Origin of the sequence: Denitromonas halophila, from assembly GCF_007625155.1 — a bacterium.
Classification (GTDB): Bacteria; Pseudomonadota; Gammaproteobacteria; order Burkholderiales; family Rhodocyclaceae; genus Nitrogeniibacter; species Nitrogeniibacter halophilus.
In genome coordinates this window covers 451,343-476,080 of record NZ_VMNK01000003.1, presented here as the reverse complement: position 1 = coordinate 476,080, position 24,738 = coordinate 451,343, and the positions used below count along the sequence as shown (strand labels likewise).

At 65.7% G+C, this 24,738-nt stretch carries 27 protein-coding genes; 15 read left to right on the top strand and 12 right to left on the bottom strand.

Features of this window, described 5'->3' with window-relative positions:
• Positions 1-89: 89 nt before the first annotated feature.
• The 3 genes from FHP91_RS04400 (at position 90) to FHP91_RS04390 (ending at position 3,724) form a co-directional block, all read left to right on the top strand.
• Entirely contained in the window at positions 90-1,187 is a 1,098-nt protein-coding gene (locus tag FHP91_RS04400; protein ID WP_186301440.1) for a GGDEF domain-containing protein, read from the top strand.
• 114 nt (positions 1,188-1,301) lie between these two features.
• Positions 1,302-2,648, top strand: a complete 1,347-nt coding sequence (gene gabT / locus FHP91_RS04395; RefSeq protein ID WP_144308422.1) for a 4-aminobutyrate--2-oxoglutarate transaminase — start codon at positions 1,302-1,304, stop codon at positions 2,646-2,648.
• The gene (locus FHP91_RS04390; protein ID WP_144308421.1) at positions 2,645-3,724 is read left to right on the top strand and encodes a C45 family autoproteolytic acyltransferase/hydolase; all 1,080 of its coding nucleotides are present in this window, start codon (positions 2,645-2,647) and stop codon (positions 3,722-3,724) included. Before gabT ends, FHP91_RS04390 begins: the two co-directional genes overlap by 4 nt.
• Positions 3,725-3,865: 141 nt before the next feature.
• Here FHP91_RS04390 and FHP91_RS04385 read toward each other — a convergent pair whose 3' ends face one another.
• A complete protein-coding gene (locus FHP91_RS04385; RefSeq protein ID WP_144308420.1) occupies positions 3,866-4,606 on the bottom strand; it encodes a YoaK family protein in 741 nt (246 codons plus the stop codon).
• Between the two features lie 103 nt (positions 4,607-4,709).
• Positions 4,710-5,126 (bottom strand): hypothetical protein, encoded by a 417-nt coding sequence (locus FHP91_RS04380; protein WP_144308419.1) that lies wholly within the window; start codon positions 5,124-5,126, stop codon positions 4,710-4,712.
• Between the two features lie 126 nt (positions 5,127-5,252).
• Here FHP91_RS04380 and FHP91_RS04375 point away from each other — a divergent pair, with 126 nt between their 5' ends.
• Together FHP91_RS04375 and FHP91_RS04370 are read left to right on the top strand one after the other, a co-directional pair.
• Positions 5,253-5,840 (top strand): ArsI/CadI family heavy metal resistance metalloenzyme, encoded by a 588-nt coding sequence (locus FHP91_RS04375; protein WP_222105103.1) that lies wholly within the window; start codon positions 5,253-5,255, stop codon positions 5,838-5,840.
• Between the two features lie 11 nt (positions 5,841-5,851).
• Complete coding sequence (locus FHP91_RS04370; RefSeq protein ID WP_186301439.1) at positions 5,852-6,421, top strand: sigma-70 family RNA polymerase sigma factor; 570 nt, start codon at positions 5,852-5,854, stop codon at positions 6,419-6,421.
• Between the two features lie 155 nt (positions 6,422-6,576).
• Here the strand turns inward: FHP91_RS04370 and FHP91_RS04365 are convergent, their stop codons facing one another.
• On the bottom strand, positions 6,577-7,872 hold the full coding sequence (locus FHP91_RS04365) for an N-acyl amino acid synthase FeeM domain-containing protein (RefSeq protein WP_144308417.1): 1,296 nt from the start codon (positions 7,870-7,872) through the stop codon (positions 6,577-6,579).
• A gap of 287 nt (positions 7,873-8,159) precedes the next feature.
• Here FHP91_RS04365 and FHP91_RS04360 point away from each other — a divergent pair, with 287 nt between their 5' ends.
• Positions 8,160-8,345, top strand: coding sequence for a hypothetical protein (locus FHP91_RS04360; protein ID WP_144308416.1), 186 nt, complete (start codon positions 8,160-8,162; stop codon positions 8,343-8,345).
• 128 nt (positions 8,346-8,473) lie between these two features.
• Here FHP91_RS04360 and FHP91_RS04355 read toward each other — a convergent pair whose 3' ends face one another.
• A complete protein-coding gene (locus tag FHP91_RS04355; protein ID WP_144308415.1) occupies positions 8,474-8,728 on the bottom strand; it encodes a hypothetical protein in 255 nt (84 codons plus the stop codon).
• A gap of 331 nt (positions 8,729-9,059) precedes the next feature.
• On the opposite strand from FHP91_RS04355, the gene FHP91_RS04350 reads away from it, so the two are divergent.
• Positions 9,060-9,731, top strand: coding sequence for a cupin domain-containing protein (locus tag FHP91_RS04350; RefSeq protein ID WP_246116211.1), 672 nt, complete (start codon positions 9,060-9,062; stop codon positions 9,729-9,731).
• A 72-nt stretch (positions 9,732-9,803) separates the two neighbouring features.
• Positions 9,804-10,112: a YciI family protein gene (locus tag FHP91_RS04345; RefSeq protein WP_144308414.1), complete on the top strand. Its 309-nt coding sequence runs from the start codon at positions 9,804-9,806 to the stop codon at positions 10,110-10,112.
• Positions 10,113-10,139: 27 nt separating this feature from the next.
• Here FHP91_RS04345 and FHP91_RS04340 read toward each other — a convergent pair whose 3' ends face one another.
• A complete protein-coding gene (locus FHP91_RS04340) occupies positions 10,140-11,042 on the bottom strand; it encodes a DMT family transporter (protein WP_144308413.1) in 903 nt (300 codons plus the stop codon).
• Between FHP91_RS04340 and FHP91_RS04335 the strand changes: the two genes are divergently transcribed.
• Positions 11,041-11,913 carry a CHRD domain-containing protein gene (locus FHP91_RS04335; RefSeq protein ID WP_144308412.1) on the top strand — a complete coding sequence of 291 codons (873 nt, stop codon included), beginning with the start codon at positions 11,041-11,043 and terminating at the stop codon, positions 11,911-11,913. The two genes, FHP91_RS04340 and FHP91_RS04335, sit on opposite strands and share 2 nt — an antisense overlap.
• Positions 11,914-12,027: 114 nt before the next feature.
• On the opposite strand, the gene FHP91_RS04330 is transcribed toward FHP91_RS04335, so the two are convergent.
• Both FHP91_RS04330 and FHP91_RS04325 read right to left on the bottom strand, forming a co-directional pair.
• Positions 12,028-13,041, bottom strand: a complete 1,014-nt coding sequence (locus FHP91_RS04330) for a zinc-binding alcohol dehydrogenase family protein (protein WP_144308411.1) — start codon at positions 13,039-13,041, stop codon at positions 12,028-12,030.
• Positions 13,042-13,065: 24 nt separating this feature from the next.
• The gene (locus FHP91_RS04325) at positions 13,066-14,193 is read right to left on the bottom strand and encodes an alkene reductase (RefSeq protein WP_144308410.1); all 1,128 of its coding nucleotides are present in this window, start codon (positions 14,191-14,193) and stop codon (positions 13,066-13,068) included.
• Positions 14,194-14,315: 122 nt separating this feature from the next.
• On the opposite strand from FHP91_RS04325, the gene FHP91_RS04320 reads away from it, so the two are divergent.
• The 3 genes from FHP91_RS04320 to FHP91_RS04310 all read left to right on the top strand — a co-directional run bounded on the left by FHP91_RS04320 (position 14,316) and on the right by FHP91_RS04310 (position 17,687).
• Positions 14,316-15,209, top strand: a complete 894-nt coding sequence (locus tag FHP91_RS04320; RefSeq protein ID WP_144308409.1) for a LysR family transcriptional regulator — start codon at positions 14,316-14,318, stop codon at positions 15,207-15,209.
• Between the two features lie 142 nt (positions 15,210-15,351).
• On the top strand, positions 15,352-15,996 hold the full coding sequence (locus tag FHP91_RS04315; RefSeq protein ID WP_144308408.1) for a DUF6781 family protein: 645 nt from the start codon (positions 15,352-15,354) through the stop codon (positions 15,994-15,996).
• Entirely contained in the window at positions 15,996-17,687 is a 1,692-nt protein-coding gene (locus FHP91_RS04310; protein ID WP_144308407.1) for an ABC1 kinase family protein, read from the top strand. Before FHP91_RS04315 ends, FHP91_RS04310 begins: the two co-directional genes overlap by 1 nt.
• 66 nt (positions 17,688-17,753) lie before the next feature.
• On the opposite strand, the gene argC is transcribed toward FHP91_RS04310, so the two are convergent.
• Entirely contained in the window at positions 17,754-18,713 is a 960-nt protein-coding gene (argC, locus tag FHP91_RS04305) for an N-acetyl-gamma-glutamyl-phosphate reductase (RefSeq protein ID WP_144308406.1), read from the bottom strand.
• A 77-nt stretch (positions 18,714-18,790) separates the two neighbouring features.
• Complete coding sequence (locus FHP91_RS04300) at positions 18,791-19,258, bottom strand: hypothetical protein (protein WP_144308405.1); 468 nt, start codon at positions 19,256-19,258, stop codon at positions 18,791-18,793.
• 214 nt (positions 19,259-19,472) lie between these two features.
• Here FHP91_RS04300 and FHP91_RS04295 point away from each other — a divergent pair, with 214 nt between their 5' ends.
• The gene (locus FHP91_RS04295) at positions 19,473-20,651 is read left to right on the top strand and encodes a benzoate/H(+) symporter BenE family transporter (RefSeq protein WP_144308404.1); all 1,179 of its coding nucleotides are present in this window, start codon (positions 19,473-19,475) and stop codon (positions 20,649-20,651) included.
• Here FHP91_RS04295 and FHP91_RS04290 read toward each other — a convergent pair.
• The 3 genes from FHP91_RS04290 to FHP91_RS04280 all read right to left on the bottom strand — a co-directional run bounded on the left by FHP91_RS04290 (position 20,648) and on the right by FHP91_RS04280 (position 23,318).
• The gene (locus FHP91_RS04290; RefSeq protein ID WP_144308403.1) at positions 20,648-21,703 is read right to left on the bottom strand and encodes a PLP-dependent cysteine synthase family protein; all 1,056 of its coding nucleotides are present in this window, start codon (positions 21,701-21,703) and stop codon (positions 20,648-20,650) included. The genes FHP91_RS04295 and FHP91_RS04290 overlap by 4 nt on opposite strands.
• 21 nt (positions 21,704-21,724) lie before the next feature.
• Positions 21,725-22,309, bottom strand: coding sequence for a DUF922 domain-containing protein (locus tag FHP91_RS04285; RefSeq protein ID WP_186301438.1), 585 nt, complete (start codon positions 22,307-22,309; stop codon positions 21,725-21,727).
• Between the two features lie 91 nt (positions 22,310-22,400).
• On the bottom strand, positions 22,401-23,318 hold the full coding sequence (locus FHP91_RS04280) for a LysR substrate-binding domain-containing protein (protein WP_144308401.1): 918 nt from the start codon (positions 23,316-23,318) through the stop codon (positions 22,401-22,403).
• Between the two features lie 120 nt (positions 23,319-23,438).
• Between FHP91_RS04280 and FHP91_RS04275 the strand changes: the two genes are divergently transcribed.
• The gene (locus tag FHP91_RS04275; protein ID WP_144308400.1) at positions 23,439-23,789 is read left to right on the top strand and encodes a DUF2917 domain-containing protein; all 351 of its coding nucleotides are present in this window, start codon (positions 23,439-23,441) and stop codon (positions 23,787-23,789) included.
• A 209-nt stretch (positions 23,790-23,998) separates the two neighbouring features.
• The gene (locus FHP91_RS04270) at positions 23,999-24,604 is read left to right on the top strand and encodes a 2-hydroxychromene-2-carboxylate isomerase (protein WP_144308399.1); all 606 of its coding nucleotides are present in this window, start codon (positions 23,999-24,001) and stop codon (positions 24,602-24,604) included.
• Positions 24,605-24,738 lie beyond the last annotated feature (134 nt).

Below are 24,738 nucleotides of genomic sequence, written 5' to 3'. Positions count from 1 at the left end.
TTGGCTTGGGCAACCTCACACTCTTCCTGACGTTGATGAGTTTTCGTTTCGTGCAGGAAGATCGGAATTCGGGGGTGTCGCAGCTGTGGATGGCATCAAAGCTCCTGCAATCGGCGGCTTGGGGCTTGCTGTGGGCGCGCGGCAGCATTTCCGGCTTCTGGTCGATCGAGGTCGGCAACACCTTGCTCCTGGCGGGTTTCGGTCTGGAGATGTTGGCCGCCTGGCAGTTTTCCAGCGGGCGCCTGCCGCGCTGGCTGATCGCCACGGTGGTGGTGGTGGTGGCGGTGCGGTATCCGTTCAATCTGCTCGGTGGGGAGGATCCGGCCCATCGCGTGTTTGTGGCCTCGCTGCTGTCGGCGGGTTTGTTCGGGATGACTGGCTGGGCGCTGGTATGGCTGCGCCCTGAGCGCACACGGCTGCAACACTTTGTAGGCGGGGGCACGTTGCTGCTGGCCGCGGTGGTGGCGATGCGGGGGGTACTCGCCGGATGGCCGGGCCACGGTTTTACGCTGCTCGACGCCAATGGTATTCAGGTGGCGACCTTCCTGTCGCTGTTCCTGCTCATGCTCACCAATGGTTTCGGGGTGGTCCTGCTCGATACCGAGCGCGTGGGGCACCGGCTCAACACGTTGGCCACGCGCGACAGCCTCACCGGCGTCAGTAATCGGCGGGATTTTTTTGAGCGCCTGCGGGTGATGCTTGCCTCGGCCAGTCGTAACGACTATCCGCTCACGCTCATGGCACTCGATCTGGATCATTTCAAGCAGGTCAATGACAGCTATGGCCATCCCGGTGGTGATGTGGCCTTACGTAGTTTCGCCCGTTTGTGTGAAGCCACGGTGCGTGAGTCCGACGTGGTCGGCCGCGTGGGTGGCGAGGAGTTCATGGTGGCCATGAACGGTGCTGGCGCCGACGACGCGCTGGTGGTGGCGGAGCGTTTGCGCGCCTTGGTGGCACACACGCCGGCGGTGCTCTCATCACGAGAATCGGTGAATCTCTCGGTGAGCATCGGCCTGGCGACCTTGATCGCCGGCGACGATGTGGCCTCATTGATGACCCGTGCCGACGCCGCGCTCTATCGCGCCAAGCGCAATGGCCGCAACCGGGTCGACGTTGACGGCCAGGCGCCGACTCCGACCGGTGCCTCGTGGCAACCGGAGGCGTCGAGATTCCCCGACAGTCTGTAAACCGACGAGGCGGCATTCTGCGCTTGACGCGGCCCCTGCCTCTGCGCTTACTCTGAGGGCCGTACCACGGCCGGTGGGCGAGATGCCCAGTCGGTGTGAAACCGAGAGATATCCATGCCATCGATTGTGCTGAAAACCGACATTCCCGGCCCCAACAGCCGCGCCATCGTGGCGCGCCGTGATGCGGCGGTCTCGCGCGGCGCAGCGCGCCTTACCGGCATTGCCGTGGCCAGCGGCAACGGCGCCACCGTCACCGATGTGGACGGCAACACCTATATCGACTTCGCCGGGGGGATTGGCACCCTGGCGGTCGGGCACACGCCGGTCGATGTCGTCGACGCCATTCACCGGCAGGCCGGGCAGCTCATCCACATGTGCTCCATCGTTGCCACTTACGCGCCGTATGTGGACGTGTGCGAGCGGCTCAACGCCTTGGTGCCCGGCGACTTTGCCAAAAAAACCACGCTGCTCAACAGCGGCGCCGAAGCGGTCGAGGCGGCGGTGAAAATCGCCCGCGCCTACACCGGCCAGCAAGCCCTGATCGTGTTCGAGGGCGCCTATCATGGCCGCAGCAACATGACCATGGGCATGACCAGCAAGTACGCCCTGTTCAAGCAGGGCTTTGGCCCCTTCCCGGCCGAGATCTATCGCCTGCCTTTCCCCAATCTGTATCGCCGCCCCGCCGGCATGAGTGAAGACGTCTACATCGACCTGTGCATCGAACAGTTCGACCATGCGCTGATCGCTCAGGTCGCGCCGCCAGCAGTGGCCGCCGTGGTGGTGGAGACGGTGCAGGGCGAGGGCGGCTTCCTGCCGCTGCCGCCGCGCTTTGCCGCGCATTTGCGCGCGCGTTGCACCGAACACGGCATGCTCTATGTGGCCGACGAAGTGCAGGCCGGCATGGGCCGCACCGGCAAGCTGTTTGCCGTCGAACACTACGACCTCGTGCCCGACCTGCTGGTGTGCGGCAAATCGCTCGCCGCCGGCATGCCGCTGGCCGCGGTCACCGGCCGCGCCGAGATCATGGACGCGCCCCACCCCGGTGGCCTGGGCGGCACCTACAGCGGCAATCCGGTGGCCTGCGCCGCGGCGATGGTCGCGCTCGACACACTCACCTCCGACGCCTTCCAGACGCGCGCGGTGCAGGTCGGTCAGCGCTTGCGCGCACATCTGGAGGGGCTGCAATCGACCTTCCCCGACATCATTGGCGAGGTGCGCGGTCTCGGCCCCATGCTCGCCGTGGAGCTGGTCAAGAGCGCTTCGCACCGTACGCCGGACCCCGACCTGACCAACGCCATCAACGCCGAAAACCTCAAGCGTGGCCTCATCACCCTGCGCGCAGGGCTGTATGCCAATTGCCTGCGTTTCCTGCCCGCACTCAATATCACCGACGCGCAGATCGACGAAGGCATGGCGGTGCTGGCCGAGGGCATCGTGGCGGCCAAAGCGAGCCTCGCATGAGCGTACCGCGTGTACTCGAATTGAGCGGTTCGCCACGACAGATGGGTCTTGCCCACGGCAAGGCCTTTCGCGACGATATCCGCCGCTACACTGCCGAGCGCGTCACGCTGGCCGGCAGCGAAGTGTGGACCGGGCACGCTATGGATCGCTACACCGTGCTCGCGCTCGCCGAAGCCTGTGTCGAGGCGCATGTCGCTTACGCACCCGAACTGGCCATGGAGCTATCCGGCATCGCCGAAGCGACTGACCTGAGCCCTGCCGAGCTGATCATCACCAATGGCTTCACCGACTTCATCGACCTCGTGTATGCCCGCGGCGGCGCGCACGGCGCCACCGACAAGGTCGAGGACGACTGCACCGCCTTCATCATTCCCGACCGACTCAGCGTCGATGGCCAGGGTTTTTTCGGTCAAACCTGGGACATGCACGCCGGCTCAAGACCCTATGTCGTGTTGCTGCGCGGCCGGCCCGATCACGCGCCCGCCTTCATGGCCTTCAGCCTCACCGGCTGCGTCGGCATGATCGGCATGAACGACGCGGGCATGGCCATCGGCATCACCAATTTGCTCGGCGCCGAAGGGCAAATCGGCGTCAGCTGGCCCTTCGTGGTGCGCAAGGCGCTGCAGCAAACCGACATCGAGGCCGCGCTGGTGTGCATTACCGAGGCCACGCTGATGGGCGCGCACAACTTCCAGCTCTTCGATCGGCACGGCAATGGCGTCAATGTGGAAGCCATGCCTGGCTACTGCCATGTCACCCGCGCGGGCGCCGATGCGCTGGTGCACAGCAACCACTGTCTCATGCCGGACACCCTGCGCCGTTGCCGCCCGCGTGCGCCCGCCTCGCAAGCCTCCAGTGAAGCCCGCCTCGCCCGTGGCCAATCCCTGCTCAGCGCCGGTGGCCTCACGCCGCAGGCTCTCATGGCCCTCACCCGCGACCCCACCATCTGTGTGCGCGCCACCCCGCCACTCGACATGGAAACCTGCGGCGCTGCCATCATGCAGCCGGCCACCGGTCGCCTATGGGCCGTGCAAGGCCTGCCAACCGAAAACGACTACGCGGCGCTGACGGTCTGAGCGACTGCGCCCCGACGATATTGGGTACGGCGGACAAGTGCAGCGCATCCGCCGCGCCTTGTTCCAGCACCGATGGCGGAAGGCGCTTCGATTCTTTTTTTGCTCGACGCTCGGTGTCGGGCCCCGTTCCGTGCGGGGCCGTCAGGCGCGGCGTAGATCGTCGAGTACCGGGACGGCGGACAAAAAGATCAGAATGCCGGCCAGCGGCACGGTGGCCAGATAGCCGATGTGCTTGAAGCCGAACGCGCCAAGGATGCCGCCGACGAGGAAGAACAGGCAGAGCATGGCCAGGGTTGCCAGCCGGGTCCGATCGGCGAGGACAGCGTGTTCGTCGTGCACGCTGGCGCGGTTCCAGTACAAGAGCTTGCCCAGTTCGATGCCCAGGTCGGTGATGACCCCGGTGAGGTGTGTGGTGCGGATCACCGACCCCGACAGCTTGGTGATCACCGCGTTCTGCAATCCCATGGTGAAGCACAGCAGCATCACCGTTACCGGTACGAACAGCCCCTTGAGCGTCGACAAGCTCGCGCCGAGCAAGCCAAAGAGCAGAAACAGGGCGGCTTCGAGCAGTAGCGGCAAGGCGTAGCGGCTGCGCAAGGCATGCCGCCGGGCGAAGTTGATCATCAAGGTCGACACCATCGCGCCGGCCAGGAAGGACAGCACCGCGCCGAGGGCGCCGAGCGCGAGACCAAACTCGCCGAGCACGATATCGTCGGCCAGCGACGACACGATGCCCGTCATGTGCGAGGTATAGCGCTGGACAGCCAGAAACGCGCCCGCATTGGCCGCGCCGGCCACAAAGGCCAGCGCAAGGCCCAGGTGCTTGTCGGTTCGGGCGGATCGACTGTGGCTGGTCAGGCTGCGTGCGTAGTGAATGGGCATGTGGGTTGGACGGGGGGATGGCGTTTTGTCGGGGTGGTCAGCGGGCCAGGCGTGTGGGCCAGGGGCGCCAGGAAGTTGAATCGGATTTTCGCACGCCAGCGTGCTAGGTGCGCCGCTCCGCTCGCCACGCCGACAGCGTCCACAAAAAACTCGCCCCGTCCGACACCGCAAAGAACAGCGCCAGTGGTCCCGGCACGATGCCGAACCCCCACAGCGCCGCCATGATGAACGGCACCAGCGGTCGATCGAGCAACGACGCAAACACAAAACCCCGCGCGTCCAGCCGCCCGCTCACCACATACAACATCCCCAGGCCACCCACCAGCAGCCCCACGAGGCGAAAGTAATTCGCCGCCTGATCGCTCAGCGCCGGCAACTGCAACACGCCCGCCACCCAGTGCGGCGCAAACAGGATCAGCGGCGCCTCCAGCAGCAGAATCCAGCCGAAGACCTCGACGGTGCGGGCCGAGCGGGATTGCGCTGTGGGGCGGAGCAGGCGGTCGAGCATGGTTGAGGACATGGGCTTGGCCAGGGTTGGAGGGCTTGCCTTCATCATGGTTGTTGAAGCGCGATCTTGCCAGCCAGCCAGCCAGCCAGCCAGCCAGCCAGCCAGCCAGCCAGCCAGCCAGCCGGGCGGAGTATGTATTTGCGACCGTTTCCTGTTTTTCGCGTCTATACCGGTGTATCGACCCTTCGATGCATGTCGGAACACACTCTGGAGTCGAAAATGAAACGTTTCCATGTCCATATCGCGGTCGACGACCTCGCCGCGAACATTGATTTCTACAGCAAGCTGTTTGGCCAGCGCCCGAGCAAGCACAAGGCCGATTACGCCAAATGGATGCTTGACGATCCGCGTATCAACTTCGCCATTTCGTCGCGAGGTGGGGCGAGCGGCGTGGATCACTTTGGCATGCAGGCCGAGCATCCCGAGGAGTTAAGCGCGCTTGAGGCGCACGCCCGTGACGCGTCGGCGGATACCCTGTTTGATCAGGGCGAGGCAGCCTGTTGCTACGCCAGGAGTGAAAAGCACTGGGTTGTCGACCCCCAGGGTATTGCCTGGGAACACTTTCTGAGCATGGCCGATACCGAGACCTTCGGCGGCGGCAGGCTTGCCAAGACGGGGGACTGCTGTTCGCCGCGGAGTGTGTCCACGGCCGGCGACGCGCCGCCCGACGTCGGATGCTGCGCGTCTGAGGCCAAGACCGCGGTCGGCGGGTCTTGCTGCGGTTAAGCATGACGCGGATGAAACCGGTAACCGGCTCGCTCGAAGATGGCTTTGTCCGCTTGCAGCAAAGCCTGCGCAGCTATTTGCGCAGGCGGCTGCCCGACGCCGCACAGGTTGACGACGTGTTGCAGGACATCTTCCTCAAGGCCATCGTCTCGCAGCAGGCCGGGCGGTCGATCGAGAACCTGAGCGGGTGGCTCTACGCGGCGGCACGTACCGGGGTGGCGGATTATTTTCGTCACCGGGGCGTGGCGACCGACACGCTGGACGAGGATCTGGCGACCAGCGCCGACGCGGACGGGCTGCAACTGCACACCGATCTGTCGTCCTGTCTGCGTGCGTTCATCGACCAGCTGCCGCCACACTACCGGGATACCCTGCTCGCCACGGAACTGGAAGGCCGGCCGCTGCGCGCGCTGGCCCAGGAACAGGGCGTATCGGTGTCGGCGATCAAGAGCCGGGCCGCGCGCGGACGCCGCATGCTCAAGGCGCGGCTTCTTGCGTGTTGTCATGTGGAGATGAAAGACGGCCTGGTGAGTGACTATCATCGTCGGTCCTCCGATGATTACGACGGGGGGTGTGCCTGACCGGGGTCGCAGCGCGTGGACGGTCGAAGAACCCCCAACATGCATAGTCACCAAGCCTTGAGCTTCGCTGCACACCTCCCAAGCAGGCGGACCTCTCATGGCATTTTACCCGCGCGTCGCCGTGCCAGAGTTCTGGCGCGTGGATCGTCGCTGGGCTACACGAAGCGGGTTGCTTCTTCCAGATCCCCATGCGTGCTCGCCTTGCCCAGTGCCCCAACAAACTTGCGCCAGGCGAGGTCGTCAAGGTCGATGCGGATCAGGGCGATGTGGCGGTCTTGCGAGCCGAGGCGCAGCACGGTGACGCGCATTACGCTCCAGTCGGCGGCGCCCAGCTCGAGGATGACCGTGCCGGTACTGCCGGCGGGCAGGCGGTTGGTGCTGTGGGCGCGAAAGCCGGTGGCGGAGCATTCAAATACTGTGAGTTCGAAGTTGCGTCGGATGCCGAACTGGCGGGTGGAAAATTCGCCGGGGCAGCGGACCGAGAAGCGGCGGTGGGTCCGGCGGCGCATCTCCGAGCGGGGCGCGTCGTCGGGGACCGGAGGCAGCACACTTTTGTATGTTGGCAGATCGTAGATCGAGTGCAGCAGCATGAGTTCGCGCAGGCGCAGGGTGGCGAATGCCTGGGTGCGTTCGTTGAAGAAATAGTCGATCAGCGCGGGTGTCATGACCGGATCGGTGGTGGTGTGGAAGCGTTTGATCGGCCACTGGATGTTGGGCAGCTTCACGCTGGTGAAGTACTGGTAGAGGTTTTTTTCCGGCGGCTGACCGTGATAGCGCCGCCGGAATGCCGGCAAGGCGGCGCTCAGGTCGACATGGGCGCCAACGGCCGGCGCGCCATTGACGAAGTCGTAGTGGGCGACGGTGCTTTGCTTGAGGCGCTTGAAGCACAGGATGGCTTCATAGAAACCGATATGGCGCGGATTGACGGCGATCACCAGGTGACGCGTGTCGAATTGTCGGGCGGCATATTCGTACATGAACTTGAGTAGCGGCAACAGGATGCGTCCGCTGGCCGAACGGAAGCGGGGGTCGATGGCGAGGGCGGACACTTCGGCGATATTGCCGCCCGTTTCCCGGATGGCGGCGATGTCGAAGATGCGTTGCATGGGAAAGCCCATCGCACTTTCGCGAATCAGCGACACAGTGGCTACCACGCGGTCACCGGACCGACACAGCAAGGTCGAGGTGGTGGGCAGGGCGTGATAGACGGTGGCACGCAGGCCGGAGGCGTCGGGTTTCATGAAGCCGGCGTCGACGTAGGCCTCGTGGAGCAGGTGGAAGCAGGCTTCAAGCTCTTCGCGGGTTTCGGCCAGCTTCAAGACCATTTTGGCCGGCAGTTGCGTCTCGCAGCGGATGGCCCGGCTATAGGCTGCAAAGCGCCAACTGGCCGGGAGCCAGTGGACCAGCGGGCCGAGTGCCGAACGAGCGAAACGTTTGAGGATCTTTTTCATCGAGATGCGCAGCTTCGCAGCGTGCGCATGGCGCTCAGTAGGCTGCCTCGCAGGCGGCGGATTGGAGGGGACTGCGTCGCATCGGGGGGCGTGATCGGTTGACGGGCAGTGTCGGCGAATATCCTACCAGTACGCGGCGTATTGGCCTACATGTGCTGTGCGCTATGGGGCGCTGTTCGACCGCCGCTCCCGTTTAGCGCAGACTTGGCGAGGCCGCAGGCGCCTGGTGTTTGTCGTCCATTTCGCTTTGCAGCGATTCCAGTTCATCGCGCACGTGGATACGATTAGTGAAGGCCGTGCCGTCTTTAGCCTATTCGATGGAGCAGACCGGCCTGTCAGCCTTGATCCAGTATTCGGCGATGGTGTTGGTCGAGCATGGCATTCGTACCAATGCGGTGCCGCCGGCCGATCCCGTTTCTACTGAGCGACGCGGCATCATGGGTGACCGGTGCGGGATGTGGACGGCGGCGTGATGGCCGGGCAGAACTGACATCCTTGCCTCTATCACTTGTCGAGGTGGACTGGATGTATCAGAGAGGGACGTGCGAGTAGTCGGAGTGCGAAAACGATGGTTCGCGCCCCGCTCGTGAAGTGAGCGACTTTACGGATGAGCGATGATTAGTCGTGCAAATTCCATTAGAAACGTCAAATGAGGGAGCTCCAGTTTTTGAATGCCGTAGAGAAACACGAATAGCGCAGTCAAGTTCAAGGCATTTTGTAGAGGGGGGCCGATGCGATCATAGATAAAGCTCTGGAAAAAGCTATCCCATGATTTGTCGGGTTTGCCTGATGCCTGCCTTATCCGACTGTTCTTCTTCATGCGGACTCCCGCCAAAGTCATGGTGGCCATGATCATGGCAGCGCACCTGTCGCTACCTGGATTAAAGGGCTTTGATTCCTCTTGCGCACGGAGGCTGCGAGCGCATTGGTTTTAGCTGGCTCCGGGTGACTCTTCAGAGTGTTCTCCTGAACCATTCGACGATCAAACTGATTGGTGTTGTTCGGCGCCAGAGCACAACATGACTCTTCAGGCCGGAGGTCGTCTTGGTGGCGTGCATTCACTTTGCTTGAGGCCATGGGCGACGGAAAGGCGGAACGGGTTCCGGGTAGTACGATTGCGGCTATTGTGATAGCGGTCCGGCGGACAACTCGTCGGGGAGTATTTGTGCTCATGGAACAACCGAGGAATGAGTGACATGCTCAATATGGACTTCAGCCGGCAGGTGGTTATCGACACCGCCGCCGTGCCTTGGCAGCCCAGCCCCATGCCCGGCGTGTGGCGCAAACCGCTGGCGCGCGAAGACGCCGAGCGCGGTCACGCCACCAGCGTGGTGCGCTACGACGCCGGGGCGCGCTTCAGCCGGCATGAACACCCTGGCGGCGAGGAGATTCTGGTGCTCGACGGCGTGTTCTCCGACGAGCATGGCGACTTCGGTTCCGGTACCTACTTTCGCAATCCGCCGGGCAGCGGGTATGCGCCCTTCAGCGAGGCGGGCTGCACGCTGCTGGTGAAGCTGCATCAGTTTGCGCCGGGCGATACCGCCAGCGTGCGCATCGACACCGCGACCACCGCCTGGCTGCCGGGTCAGGGGGGCTTGCAGGTGATGCCGTTGCATGAGTTCGAGGGCGAGCATGTGGCGCTGGTGAAATGGCCGGCCGGTGAGCGCTTTGTGCCGCACCGCCATTGGGGGGGCGAGGAGATCTATGTGCTCAGCGGCGTGTTTCTCGACGAGCACGGCCGCTACCCGGCCGGCACCTGGCTGCGCAGCCCGCACCTGAGCGCGCATCATCCCTTCGTTGAAGTGGAGACGGTGATCTGGGTGAAGACCGGGCATCTGCCCGTGGCTGTCGTGACGTAAACCACCCGCAAATCCAGCTAAAGTCTGGGGGCACCGCGATGTGCGTGCCCCTCAACGCTTTCTGGAACTGCCATGCTGTATCTGATTTTGCTGTCCTACCAAGGCCCGCTGAGCGCGGTCGACGCCCATCTGGTCGCGCATCGCGCCTATCTGGCGCGCCACTACGCCGCCGGCCATTTTCTGCTCTCGGGGCCGCGTGAGCCGCGCACCGGTGGCGTGATCATGGCGCGCGCCGACTGCCTTGAAACCGTCGAGGCCTGGGTGGCCGAAGACCCGTTTTACGTGGCCGGTGTGGCCGCCTACGAGATTATTGCCTGGGCGCCCAGCCTGCGTGCCGAGGGCATGCCTGCCGAGTTCGCGCCGCAAGCGGACGTCGCCTGACCCGAGGTCCGGGGCGTGCGGCAGCGCCTAGCGACTGGCCGCGATGGGCGGCCGTCGGTTGGCCAACCAGATGCCGACGCCGACCAGCGTCATGGCCACCAGGATGGGTGGCGTCAGCGGCTCGTCGAGAAACACCACGCCTGCGAGCACGCCCATGACCGGCGTCAGAAATGAGAAGGCCGACAGCCGGGTGGCCGGATAGTGGCGGATCAGCCAGAACCAGGCCGCGTAGCTCAAGGCGGCGACCACCACGATCTGAAAGCCAAGGCTGGCGAGCAGGGTGGGCGTGATGGCGCCCACGCGCGTTTCGCCCAGCGCCAGGGCGACGGCCGACAACACGACGGCCGACACCGCCAGTTGATAGAGCAGTGTTTTCTCCGGCGCGGCACTGGCGAGGCGTGAAAACTTGATCGTCAGCGTGGTCCCCGCCCATAACACCGCCGCGCCGAGCATCATCATGTCGCCAATCCAGGTGGTCCCGGCCGGCTTGAGCAAGCCCTCGCCAAACAAGGCCATCACGCCGGCAAAGGCCAGCGCGAGGCCGGCCCATTGCATCGGCCGCATGTGTTCGCTGGGCAGGCGCCAGACCACCGCCAGCGAGACGATGAAGGGCGCGGTGTACAAAAAGATCACACCGCGCGAGGCCGAGGTGTAGAGCAACGCCCAGTACAGCAGCGCAAACTCCCCCGCGAACAGCACGCCCGCCAGCAGGCCGGGGCGCAGCGTGCCGTCGTTCAGGCGCAGGTCGATGCCGCGATGCCGTGCCCACAGCCACACCAGGCCCACGGCGCCAATCGAGCGGATGGCCGATTGCAGCACCGGCGCCATGTCCGGCGTGGCCAGCTTGATCGCGACCTGCTGTAGCCCCCAGATGGTGCACAGCAAAACCATGAGCGCGGCGGCGCGGGGGTCGAGGTGGGTATGGGTCATGGTGGTGGCATTGGGATGGTGTTGCGATTCAATCGAAGCTGGCCAGAGTGCGCAAGTTGACCTTGGGGCAATGCGCGCCGGTAAAAGTGTCGACGCGCTTTACAGCGCCCTCTTTTTTGTGGCCTTAGATAAATTGAAATCGGTTGAAAATCAATTGGATAGCGCAGTTGGCGTTGCTTATGCTTGGTGTGTTGCAAACCCGCATGATCTGCATGACCGGGTGTGTGGCGAGGGGATGGCGATGAGGCGTTTTGTCTTCCGATGTGTGGCGCTCGTGTCGCTGTGCCTTGGGACCGCGTGGGCGGACCCGGTGTATTACACCGCCAATCTGGCCGGCTCAAATGAGTCGCCTGCCAATCTATCGCCCGCGATGGGTGTGATCACCCTGGGCTATGATGCGACCGCCAATACCCTGTCGGTCGATCTGAGTTTCTCCGCGCTGACCGGCACCACCACCGCCGCGCATCTGCACTGCTGTACCGCGCCCGGCACCAACGCTGGCGTTGCCGTAGGCTTGGTCGGCTTTGTGAGCGGTGTGACCGGGGCGACCTATAGCGGCTTGTTTGATCTCACCGATTCAAGCGTCTTTGCACCGGCCTTCCTCAGTGGTCCGGGGGGCGGCACGGCCTCGGGGTCTGAGGCGGCTCTGGTCGCTGCCTTGGCAGCCGGGCAGGTGTATATCAATGTGCATACCTTGACCTTCCCCGGCGGCGAGATTCGCGGCAACTTGCAGTCGCGCGCGGTACCGGTGCCCGAACCTGACGGCTTGGCGCTGTTGGCGGTGGCGCTGCTTGCGCTCGGGGTGATTCGTTATCAGCGCCGGGGCTTGCGTGCCCTGCGGCTCAGGACGCAAAAGCCCACGCGACGGTGATACCGCTCGGGGTCTTCGGCCCGCGCAGCGGCGCCCCGCAAGAGGGATCGCACAGCCGGTACCCGGCGTGAATCCGCCCGCGCCAGGGCGATGCCGGCGCGGGCGTTTCTACGTTTAGAAGCCTTCCAGAATGATCTTGCCGCGTGCGGTGTTGGTCTCCAGCAGGGCATGGGCGCGCTTGAGGTTGGCAGCGTTGATGGTGCCAAAGTGCTCGCCCACTGTGCTGCGCAGGCGACCGCTGTCGACCAGCGAGGCCATCTCGCTCAGCAGGCGGTGCTGGGCAATCATGTCGGCGGTCTGGAACATCGATCGGGTGTACATGAACTCCCAGTGCAGCGACACGCTCTTGCGCTTGAGCAGCTTGATGTCGAGGTCTAGCGGATCGTCGATCAGGCCGAAGCGGCCCTGTGGGGCGATCAGCTCGGCGATCTGCGCGAAGTGCTGCTCGGTCTGATTCAGGCTCACCACATGGCTGATCGGGCCGAGGCCGAGGCGGGCGACTTCTTCGGCCAGCGGCTGGCGGTGGTCGATGACGTGATGGGCGCCGAGTTCGCGCACCCAGTCTTGCGTTTCGGGGCGTGAGGCGGTGCCGATGACGGTCACGTCGGTGAGCTGGCGGGCGAGCTGGGTCATGATCGAGCCGACCCCGCCGGCGGCGCCGATGATCAACAATTGCGTCGGGGCGGCCTGCTTGCCTGGCACCAGTTGCAGGCGGTCGAACAGCATCTCCCAGGCGGTGATGGCGGTCAGCGGCAGCGCCGCGGCCTGGGCGAAGTCGAGACTGTCCGGCATGCGGCCGACGATGCGTTCATCGACCAGATGCAGCTCGGCGTTGGTGCCGGCGCGGGTCAGGTCGCCGGCGTACCACACCCGGTCACCGACCTTGAAGTGTGTCACCTCGGGGCCGACGGCACGGACCACGCCGGCCGCGTCCCAGCCCAGGACCTTCCACTGGCCAGCCTCGGGCGCCACGTTCTGGCGGATCTTGGTGTCGACCGGGTTGACCGAGATGGCCTTGATCTCGACCAGCAGGTCGCGACCGGTGGCCACCGGGTCAGGCAGGGTGATGTCCTGCAGGGCGTCGGCGTGGTCGATGGGTAGGGTCTGTTGGTAGGCGATGGCTTTCATGGGTTGGGTTCCTGAGAGGGGCAGTCAAGCGCAGGCGCCGGCCACGTTGGCGGTCGCGGGGTGTTGGCGCGGGTAGTCGGCGTAGCCGCGGGCGTCGCCGCCGAATAGCGTGCCGGGATCGAAATCGGCCAGCGCGGTGCCGTGGGCGAGCCGGGCCGGCAGATCCGGGTTGGCGATGAAGGGGCGGCCAAAGGCGACGGCGTCGGCCAGCCCCGAGGCCAGCACGGCCTGGGCCCGGTCGGCGTCGTAGCGGCCGGCGACGATCAGCGTGCTGTCGAAGCGCGCGCGCAGGGCGTGGCGAAAGTCGTCGGGGATCTGCGGGGCGTCGTCCCAGTCCGCTTCGGACAGGTGCAGGTAGCCCACGCCCAGCGCGTCGAGCCGGGCCGCTGCCGCCAGAATGGTGTCGATGATCTCGGGGCAGGCCATGCCGCGCGCCGTGATGAAGGGCGCCAGCCGCACGCCGGTGCGCGCCGCCCCCGCTTCGTCGGTGACCGCCTGCACGACGTCGTCGAGAAAGCGCAGGCGATTGTCGGTGCTGCCGCCGTAGGCATCGCGGCGGTGGTTTGAGGTGGTGCGCAGGAACTGGTCGATCAGATAGCCGTTGGCGGCGTGGATTTCCACCCCGTCGAAGCCGGCGGCCATGGCGTTGCCCGCGGCGCGCCGGTAGTCCTCGACGATGTCGGCTATCTCCGCCGTCTCCAGCGCGCGTGGCGTGGGGCAATCGACCATGCGGCCGATACCGTCGCTGCCCACCACCCACACCTGGGCGTCGGGCGCCAGCGCCGAGGGCGCCACCGGCAGCGCGCCGTCGTGAAAGACCGGGTGCGACATCCGCCCCACATGCCACAGCTGCAGCACCATGCGCCCGCCCGCGGCATGCACCGCTTCGGTGACTTTCCGCCAGCCGTTGATCTGCGCCGTGTTGTAGATACCCGGCGTGTGGCTGTAGCCCTGGCCCTGGCGGGAGATCTGCGAGGCTTCGCTGATGATCAAGCCGGCGCCGGCGCGCTGGGCGTAGTACTCGGCCATCAGCGCGGTCGGGATGTCGCCCGGCTGCGCGGCGCGGCTGCGGGTCATCGGCGCCATCACGATACGGTTGGGCAGGGTCAGACCGCGGTGACGGAGTGGCGAGAACAGGGCGGGCGCGAGCATGGGCGGGTTTTCCTTGTTTTTCGAACAGGGCTGCCGTGCTGACAGCATGTCGCTATCATCAAGCCTGCGAGACAATTGAAAAACCATTGGCTGTTTGATTTATTTGATAGAGATTTTTGAAAATGAAGGGTTTGCAGGATCTGGAAATCTTTGTCCGCACCGCCGAGCTTGGCAGCCTCTCGGCCGCGGCGCGACGGCTGGATCTCACCCCGGCTGCCGCCAGTGCGGCACTCAAGCGGCTGGAGGCCACGTTGCAGGCGGCCTTGTTCGTGCGCTCGACGCGGAGTCAGCGGCTGACGGCGGAGGGTGAGGTGTTCTTGCTGCATTGTCGGCAGGCCCTGGATTTGCTGGCGGATGGGCGCGAGGCACTGGCCTCGGGGCGCAGCGTGGTGCGCGGTGTGTTGCAGCTGTCGCTGCCGTCGGATCTGGGTCGCAACGTGTTGTTACCCTGGCTGGATGCGTTTCAGTCAGCGCATCCGCAGGTCGAACTGCGTCTGCAGGTGTCGGATCGTCTGGCGGATGTCTATCGCCAGCCGGTGGATCTGGCCATTCGCTACGGCAGCTTGCCTGACTCCAGCCTGGTCGCCCTGCCCTTGCTGCCGGACAACCGGCGTGTGCTGTGCGCTTCGCCGGACTACCTGGTGCGTTATGGCACGCCGACGGCGCCCGCCCAACTCGTCGATCACAACTGCTTGTGTTACCTGCTGGGTGATGCGGTTCATGACCGCTGGCGCTTCTTCCGCGACGGGCAGGAGACGTCGGTGGCGGTGCGTGGCGATCGTGTGTCCGACGATGGCGACGTGGTACGGCGCTGGGCGCTGGGCGGCTGGGGTCTGGCCTACAAATCGCGACTCGATGTCGAGACCGATCTGCACGCCGGTCGGCTGGTGGCGGTGTGCCAGGACTGGCTGGGCGAGTCGGCGCCGCTTAATCTGCTTTGCGCAGACCGTCGTCAGCTCAGTCCGGTGGTGCAGCAGCTGCGCGAGTTTCTGAGTGTGCGGTTGGCGGCGTTGTGAGCGCCCTGAGCGACCGTTTGCCGCGGCGCGGGTCCGTCTATCGGCAGGCGCTGATATGCTGTAAATGAGCTTGGGCGCGGTCTCGGACCGGCCGTGGCGCGCTTGCTGATATCACGTATTTCGACCACAAGCGGAGGGAGTCATGATGCAGGATACGGACAAGATTGCACGCGATGTCGAAGCCGCCGTCACAGACGAGGTGGCCGATGTGTCGGCGCGGGTGCGGCAGATCACGCTCAAGGTGTTGTCGGAAGGTCAGCTCGACAGCGCGGCGCTCAAATCGGTGATGGATGCGGTGGTGCGCGGCGCGAAGCAGGGCGTGGAACGCCCCGACCCGCGTAACGCCGACGCGCTGCGTGAGGCCATGGCGGGCCTCGACGATGCGCTGGCCTCGGCCGCCGAGGCCACCACGCTGGCGATGCAGGAGGCGGCCAGCCGCAGCAGCGAGTTCTCGAAGCAGAGTCTCAAACAGTCGCTGGACGACCTCGGCTCGCTCGAAAAGCTGTTCATCGAAACCCTCGGCGACGCGGCCCGGCAGTCGTCCGGCCATGTGCGCGACACGCTGCACAGCCTCGTCGAGCATGCCCGCAGCAGCGGCACGGCGGTTGGCGGTCGGGTGAAGGGGGCGGTGTCGCAGCTGGCGCAGGCGATGTCGGACATGACCCAGGAGCAGATGCAGGCCGGGGCACACACCCTGCGTCAGCAAGGCGCGCTGCTGGCCGGGATTGCCGCCGGCTTTTTGAAAGGTGTGGCCGATCGCCTGCAAGCGCCGGACCGCGACGCCTGATGTTCTGGCAAGCGGTGGGCGCGGCGCGCGATCTGTCGCGCGCGCAGGACATTGCCGGCGTGCTGATCCGTTACGGCTTTGGCGACATGGTGCGCCGGCTCGGCATGGCCGACGCGCTGGGCAAGGCCGGCAAGGTCTTGCACTGGCAGGTGCCCGACGAGTTTGCCCGACTCGAGCCGGCAGCGCGGGCCCGCCGTGCGCTCGAAGATCTCGGCCCGACCTTCGTCAAGCTCGGCCAGATCCTCGCCACCCGGGTAGACCTGTTCGCCCCGGAGTGGATCGACGAGCTGAGCAAGCTGCAGGATGCCGCCCCGGCCGTGCCTTTCGAGGCGGTGCGCGCCCAGCTCACCGAAGACCTCGGCGAGGCGCCTGAAACCGCCTTTGCCGAACTCAACACCGAACCGCTGGCCGCCGCCTCGCTGGCGCAGGTGTATCGCGCCACGCTGCATGATGGTCGCGAGGTGGTGCTCAAGGTACGCCGCCCGGGCATCCGCCCGACCGTCGAGGCCGATTTGCGGCTGCTGACCCGGCTGGCGGAGATCATCGACGCCGACATGCCCGAGCTGCACCGCTACCACCCGCAGGCCGTGGTGCGCGAGTTCGCCGTGTCGCTGCGCCGTGAGCTCGATTTTGCCGCCGAGGGGCGCAGTGCCGAACGCATCCGGTCGCACTTCGCCGATCACGCGGACATTGTGATCCCGGCCATCCACTGGCAGTGGAGCGGCGAGCGGCTCAATGTGCAGGACTACATCGCCGGTATTCCGGGGCGCAACCTGGCCGCGGTCGACGCCACCGGGCTGGACCGCCGGCAGCTGGCCCGGCGTGGCGCCGAGGCGGTGCTGAAGATGACGCTGGAGGATGGCTTCTTCCATGCCGACCCGCACCCGGGCAATGTCTTCTACCTGCCGGGCAACCGCATCGCCTTCATCGATTTCGGCATGGTCGGGCGGCTCTCCGAAGCGCGCCGCTACGAGGTGGCGAGCTTGATGCACGGCCTGGTCTCCGGTGACTCGGAGACCGTCGCCAACATCCTGCTCGACTGGCGCGATAGCGAGGACCTCGGCGCCGACACCGACCCGGCGCGACTGCACAACGAGATCGACACCTTTGTCGATCAGTACAAGGGCGTGCCGCTCAAGCGCCTCAGCCTGAGCGGCATGCTGGCCGACCTGGTGGCCATCCTGCGCGATAACCGCCTGACCCTGCCGGCCGATCTGGCCTTGCTGATCAAGGCCTTCATCTCGCTCGAAGGCATGGGCCGGCAGCTCGACCCGGACTTCGACATGGCCGGCGAAGCGGCGCCCTACCTCGAACGCACCATGATCGCCCACCAGTCGCCGGCGGCGCTGGCCCGACGCGGCTGGCGTGCGGCGCGGGGCGCGGCCGACCTGCTGACCGGCCTGCCGCAGGATCTCAGCCAGTTGTTGCGCGCGGCCAAGCGCGGCAAGCTGCGGGTGGAGGTCGAGGTGCTGCCGCTCAAGCACTTCGGCGATCGCATCGACCGCGCGGTGAGCCGGCTGACCGTCGGCATCGTCACCGCGGCATTGATCATCGGCACCTCGATCGTCATGACCGTGGCCGGCGACGGTCTGCTGGCCGGGCTGTCGACTTATGCGCTGCTCGGCTTTCTCGGCGCGGTTATTGGCGGCGTATGGCTGCTGCTGTCGATCCGGCGCAGCAACAAGGAGTGAGCACCGGCGGCAGGCAAAAAAGAACCCGGCACGTAGGCCGGGTTCGTTGACGGGGCGCGGGATCGCTTACACCGCCAGCCCGGTCGCTTCGTCCACTCCGAGCATCAGGTTCATGCACTGGATGGCGGCGCCCGAGGCGCCCTTGCCGAGGTTGTCGAAGCGCGCGGCGAGCAGGATCTGTTCGCCATGGCCGAAGACGAAGATCTCGGCGCGGTTGGTGTCGTTGCAGGCGGTGGCCGGCAGGAAACCGTTGTCGAGCAGCGGCGTGGCGTCGGCCGGCATGACCTTGATGAAGGTCTCGCCCGCGTAGTACTCGGCGAAGTAGTGCTGCACGTCGGCGGCGCTGACCGGCTGATTGAGCAGGCGCGGCAGCAGCGGCACGGCGACCACCATGCCCTGCGCGAAGTTGCCGACAATCGGCGTGAACAAGGGTTTGTTGGCCAGGCCGGTGAGGGTCTGCATTTCGGGCAGGTGCTTGTGGGCCAGGCCGAGCGCGTAGAAGCGCGGGCTGCGCATGGCGTCGCCCAGTTCGCCGGCGTCTTCATAGCTGGCGATCATTTCCTTGCCGCCGCCGCTGTAGCCGGTGATCGAGTAGGTGGTGGCCGGGTAGTCGGCCGGCACGATGCCGGCGGCGACCAGCGGATGCATGAGCATGATGAAGCCGCTGGCGTGGCAGCCGGGTACGGCGACTTTCTGCGCGGTGCGCACGCGCTCGCGGTGGCCGGGGTTGAGTTCCGGCAGGCCATACACCCAGTCCGGATTCGTGCGGTGGGCGGTGCTGGCGTCGAGGAAGCGGGTGCGGGTGTTGTCGGGCTTGAGCAGCGATACCGATTCTTTCGACGCCGCGTCGGGCAGGCACAGGAAGACCACATCGGCGCTGTTGATGTACTCGGCCTTGACCGTGGCGTCCTTGCGCTGGGCGTCGGGGATGGTGAGGATCTCGACATCGTCGCGCAGGGCGAGCCGCTCGTCGATTTTCAGGCCGGTGGTGCCGTGACGGCCGTCGATGAATACCTTGTAAGTCATGGCAGGGCTCCGCTGCGAGCGTGAATTCAAAACGCCATTCTAGCCCGGATGAGCGCACCGCCAAATGGCCGGCGCGTTCAGGGCAATACGAAGAAGCGGTAACGGTGGGGCAGGCCGGGGCGCAGGGTGATGTCGCCGCCACTGGTTTTGACCGCCAGTGCCGGGTCGCGGGTGAACACCTGAACCGTGGCCGAGGGGCGGGCGAGCAGGCTGTCGGCGTCGCAGCGGACCGCGCCTCCGGCGCTTTGGAGAGTGGCGCACTTGGCGAGCCAGGCCGGGCCGGCGATGGTCGGTCGCGACGCTAGGCGCGTGACCGGTGCGGGCGTGGCCGGTGCGGGGGGCGGGGGTGAGGGGGTTGGCGCGGGAGGTGGCGCTGCCGGCTTGCGAACCGGTTTGATGGGGCGTTTGGCCGGCGCCTGGACAGGGGCCGTTTCGGTGGTGGTGTCGGTGTCGGACACGTCAGTTTGTTCGGCGGGTGCCGGGAGCTTGGCCTTGACTGTGTCGACTGCGTTTTGAATGGAGGCGCAGCCGCTGAGTGAAAGCATGGTGACAAGCGTCAGCAATGGGCGAGAACGAGCGATGGGCGCGATCTGGGGTTGGCGTGAAGGCATGTCAGAGGTTTACGGCGAAGAGTGGGTGAATTTTAGCCCTGTGCGGTCTTGCGTGGGCGACGGCGGCCTGGAATTCGGCGAGCGAAGTGTGCTGTTTCGGCGCGGGGTGCTGTCGTATGCTTGTCGAGGTTCTTTTCAGGCAGGCCTTATGAGCACATTTGCACGCCCGTTTTTTTCATTGTCGGCGCTGGTGACCGGCTTTGTCACCGTGTTGATCGGCTTCACCAGTTCGGCGGTGCTGATCTTTCAGGCGGCCGAGCAGGCGGGTGCCACCCCGGCGCAGGTGTCGTCATGGATTGGCGCGCTGGCGGTCGGCATGGGGCTGACCACGATCCTGCTGTCGTGGCGCTACAAGGTGCCGGTGGTGACGGCCTGGTCCACGCCGGGCGCGGCTTTGCTGGTGGGCAGTCTGAGCGGCGTGCCGATGGCCGAGGTGATGGGCGCCTTTGTGTTTTGTGGCGCGTTGATCACGCTGTTTGGTGTGACCGGCTGGTTCGAGCGCGCCATGCACCGCCTGCCAATCGCGCTGGCGGCGGCGATGCTGGCGGGGGTGTTGCTGCGTTTCGGCATGGATGTGTTCGTGTCACTGACGACGAACTTCTGGCTGGTGATGGCGATGCTCGCGGCCTATCTGGTGTTCAAACGGTGGTGGCCGCGCTATGTGATCTTGATGGTGCTGGCGATCGGCACCGCCATTGCCGCCATCACCGGCGCGCTGCATCTGGATACGGTGCAGCTGGCGGTGAGTACGCCGGTGTGGGTGACGCCGGCCTTCAACTGGCAGACGCTGATCGGCGTTGGGCTGCCGCTGTTCATCGTGACCATGGCCTCGCAGAACATTCCGGGCGTTGCGGTGATGCGTGCAGCGGGCTATCACCCGCCGATCTCGCCGCTGATCACCACCACCGGCGTGGCCACGCTGGTGCTGGCGCCGTTTGGTGGCTTTGCGATCAACCTGGCCGCCATCACCGCGGCGATCTGCATGGGCCCGGAGGCCGACGAAGACCCCGCGAGACGTTATCTCGCGGCGATCTTTTCGGGCATGTTTGCGGTGCTGCTGGGGGTGTTTGGCGCGACGATCGGCGCATTGTTTGCGGCCTTCCCGAAGGAGTTGGTGCTGGCGGTGGCCGGGCTGGCCTTGCTGGGCACCATCGGCAATGCCTTGTCGCTGGCGGTGAAAGCGGATGACACCCGCGAGGCGGCCTTGGTGACGTTTCTGGCCACGGCCTCGGGCATGAGCTTGTTCGGTATCGGCTCGGCCTTCTGGGGCCTGGTGCTGGGCGGGCTCACCCTGGTGGCGCTCAAGAAGCCCGCCGCGGCGTCCTAATCCAGCTCGCCCGTCGTCATGAAGTGCTCCAGCCTGGCGTTGTAGGGCGCCAGGTCCAGGCCCTGACGGGCGATCCACTCGGGGTTGTAATAGGTGTCGAGGTAGCGCTCGCCCGCGTCGCACAGCATGGTCACCACGCTGCCGGTCTCGCCCGCCGCTTTCATGCGTGCGCACAGCTGAAAGGCGGCGTAGAGGTTGGTGCCGGTCGAGCCGCCGGCCTTGCGCTGGAGCAGGGTTTCGAGCAGGTGGATGGTGGCCAGACTGGCCGCATCGGGTACCTTGATCATCAGATCGACCACCGAGGGGTTGAAGGACGGCTCGACCCGTGGTCGGCCGATGCCTTCGATGCGTGAGCCGACCGCCAGCGTGGGTGAGGTGCTGGGGTCGAGAAAATGGTCGTAAAAGACCGAGTTTTCGGGGTCGGCAACGCACAGCTCGGTATGGAAGCGCTTGTAGCGCAGGAAGCGGCCAATGGTGGCCGAGGTGCCGCCGGTGCCGGCGCTGACCACCACCCAGCGTGGAATGGGATCGGGTTCGGCGGCCATCTGGGCAAAGATGGATTCGGCGATATTGTTGTTGCCGCGCCAGTCGGTGACGCGCTCGGCGTAGGTGAACTGGTCCATGTAGTGCCCGCCCCTGGCCGCCGCCAGCTGCGCCGCTTCGGCGTAGATGTCGCGGGTGGTGACCAGATGGCACTGACCGCCATAGAAGGTGATCTGGTCGATCTTCTTCTGCGAGGTGGTCGCCGGCATGACCGCAACGAAGGGCAGGCCAAGCAGGCGGGCGAAATAGGCTTCGGACACCGCGGTGCTGCCCGAGGAGGCCTCGACGATGGTGGTGCCCTCGCGAATCCAGCCATTGCACAGCCCGTACAAAAACAGCGAGCGCGCCAGCCGATGCTTGAGGCTGCCGGTGGGGTGCGTCGACTCATCCTTGAGATAGAGCTGGATCGGCGCAATGGACGGCACCGTCAGCGGGATCAGGTGGGTGTCGGCCGAGCGTTGGTAGTCGGCGTCGATCTTGCGCAGGGCGTCGTGAATCCAGGGGGTCATGGGCAGGTCCTTGGGCGGGCGTTAGTCGAGAAAGGCGCCCTGGGTGCGGCCGTGGCCGGTGCGGTCGTCGTAGGCGCGCTCGTTTGCGCGAGCCTGCTCAATGATGGCATGACCGCGCGCGTTGGCGGTCGCCGAGAGCTGGTCGCAGTCGGGCTGCGGCGGGACGGCCATCAGCGCCCGTTTGATCTGTTGGGCGGCCTGCATGGCAACGTCGGCGTGGCCTTGCTCGTGGGTGCGCAGGGCTTTCAGGTAATCGGTGTAGCGCTGTTGCGATGCGTGATCGTGCGGCAGACGGGTGGCCTTTGGCAGGGTGAATTCGATGTCCACCTCGGTGCTTACGCGTTGCATGCGGCACAGGCCGTTATCGACCCGCCAGACGCTGCGCCAGCGCACGAACCAGCGGGTGTAGCCGTGATAGACCCGGCCGCCTTCGCGGATGGGCGAGGCCGCGGAGAGGGAGCGACGCAAGTCGGTGGCGTTGGCGAGATCCACCGGATAGGTGCGCTGGTCGATACGTGCCGGCGTTCGTGCAAGCAGCGGCGCGCAGCCGAGCAGGCAGAGCAATGCGATCAGGCTGCGTCGATGTCGTCTGAGTGCGATCGCCAAGCTCGGCGCTCCCCGGTGGTGATGCAAGTGTCGATGCTAACCGAGCCGGTGCGTGCCGGCCACCGCTGGCAGACATGTTGCGGATGAGCGTTCATGTGTCGCGCGAGGTGGCACTTTGGCCGGCGACGCGGCGCACCCAGGCGGCAAACACGTCGACTTCGGGCCGCATCGGGCCGGGGGCGGGAATCAGCCAGATGCCGCGCCCCTCGATGGCTCGGCGGTTGATGCCGACCGGCACCAGGCGGCCTTCGCGCAGCAGCGGTTCGAGCATTTCCATGCGACCGATGGCCAGCCCCTGGCCGGCGAGGGCGGCGTGAATGAGCTGGTCGTAGTGGCTGAAGCGCAGGCAGCTGCGGGGCTGAATATCGTCCAGGCCCTCGGCCGCGAGCCAGGGTGTCCAGCTCAACCAGGCATGGCCGCCGCCATCGAAATCGAGCAGCACCTGATTGGGCAGGGACTGCGCGTCGAGTACCAGATCGCTGCCGATCGACGGATGCGCTACCGGCAAAAGCGTGTCGCCGAACAGCCGCCAGCTGGTCTTGGGGGCATCCCGGTCGGCGCAGTAGCGCAGCGCCAGGTCGATGTCCTCGTGGGTCAGGTCGATGACCCGGTTGGTGGTCGAGATGCGTACGTCGATTTCGGGATGGGCGCTTTGGAAGTCGCGCAGTTGCGGCACCAGCCACAGCGCCGAGATGCCCACGCTGGCGGTGATATTGACCGTCGGCCGCGCCGGTTGCTTGAGCCGCGTGGCCAGACGGCCATAGTCGGTCAGCCAGCCCTCGGCGCCGACGGCGAGTCGACGCCCCGCCTCGGTGAGCGCCAGGCTGCGCGTGGCGCGGACGAACAACTTTACGCCGAGCGCCGCTTCCAGGGTCTGGACCTGGCGGCTGATGGCCGACTGGCTCAAGCACAGTTCTTCCGCCGCCAAGGTGAAAGACAGATGACGTGCGGCGGCAAGAAAGCCGCGTAGCGGATCGAGCGGGGGCAGTCGGAGGAGTGAGCTATCCATGCGTTATTCGCATCCATGTGATGCAAATTGACCGTTTGTCCACAGCCTAGCTGCTGACGATACTTTGATCAACCCGCCACCGTATCCGCGGCCGGCGGGCGATTACCGGAGGATGCCATCATGGCTGAAATTATTGCATGCGAAACCGTCACCCTGACCCCGCGCACCACCCTGGTGCTGGCGCAGATGGCTTACGCCGAAGTCAGCTGTCAGGCCGGCGGCGTGTGGATCACCCAGTACGGCGATCATCGCGATGTCTTGCTCGCACCGGGACAGTCCGTGGTGCTGGATTTGCCGACCGCGACGGTGATGACCGCCAGTGACGGCGCCGAGGTGTTGATCACCCGCCGCGCGGCGCCAACGCAGCGCCCCTCGATCGGGCGGTGGCTGGTCGGCTTGTTTGATCCGCGCTGGAGCAGCCGCGCCAGTTGCGCCGTGCGACAGTACATGCGGTCGCTGCCGCAGCATTGATTGCGCGACGGCCGGCCGTGCCCCCGCGAATCGCAAGGGGGCAGCCGGCAGCGCACGCCGGCCAGCGATGATGATGGCAGGCGGCGGCTGCCGCGGCGAGGATGTGCTGGCGGTCGGCTCGGACTATCCTGCGGATAAGCGTGGTCTGACAAAGCCTTGGCCGAGGCGGTGGCCACGCTATGTGAATTCTTCAAGGAGACGCCGCGCCCATGAGTGCCCCACAGCCTGTCGAGATCTGGTTCGAGTTCGCCAGTTCCTATTCTTACCTCGCCGTGATGCGCGTTGAATCCGCTGCGCGTGCCGCGGGCGTGACGCTGCACTGGCGCCCTTTTCTGCTCGGCCCGGTGTTCCTGAGTCTGGGCTGGAACGATTCGCCCTTCAATATCTATCCGCCCAAGGGGCGCTACATGTGGCGGGACATGGCGCGGTTGGCGGCCAAGTACGACATCCCCTTCCACCTGCCCAGTCAGTTTCCGCGCAACGGCCTGCTCGCGGCCCGTGTGGCCAGGCTCGGGCAGGATCAGCCCTGGATTGCCGATTTCGCCCGGGCGGCGATGCGGGCCAATTTCGGCGAGGACCGCGATATCGGTCAGCCAGAGGTGATCGTCGATATCCTCTCTGCGCTCGATCTGCCCGCTGCCCAGCTGATCGACGCGGCGCTGGCGCCGGCTAACAAGCTGGCCTTGCGCCGGCAGACCGAGCAGGCCGCTGAGCGCGGCATCTTCGGTGCGCCCACCTTGCTTGTCGGCGATGAGATGTTCTGGGGTAATGACCGGTTGGAGGATGCGCTGGCCTGGGCGTGCCGGTCCGAGTGATGGTGGCAAGTCGTTGGCGTGGATCACAGCGCGGGCAGAGTTTGGGCACGGTTGTCAGGTTGTGCGCGTAAGTTCTTGGCCGGGCCGACAGTCTGATGCACGTCGGCGTCGCGCGCGCGTCGGCCACTTTTCGC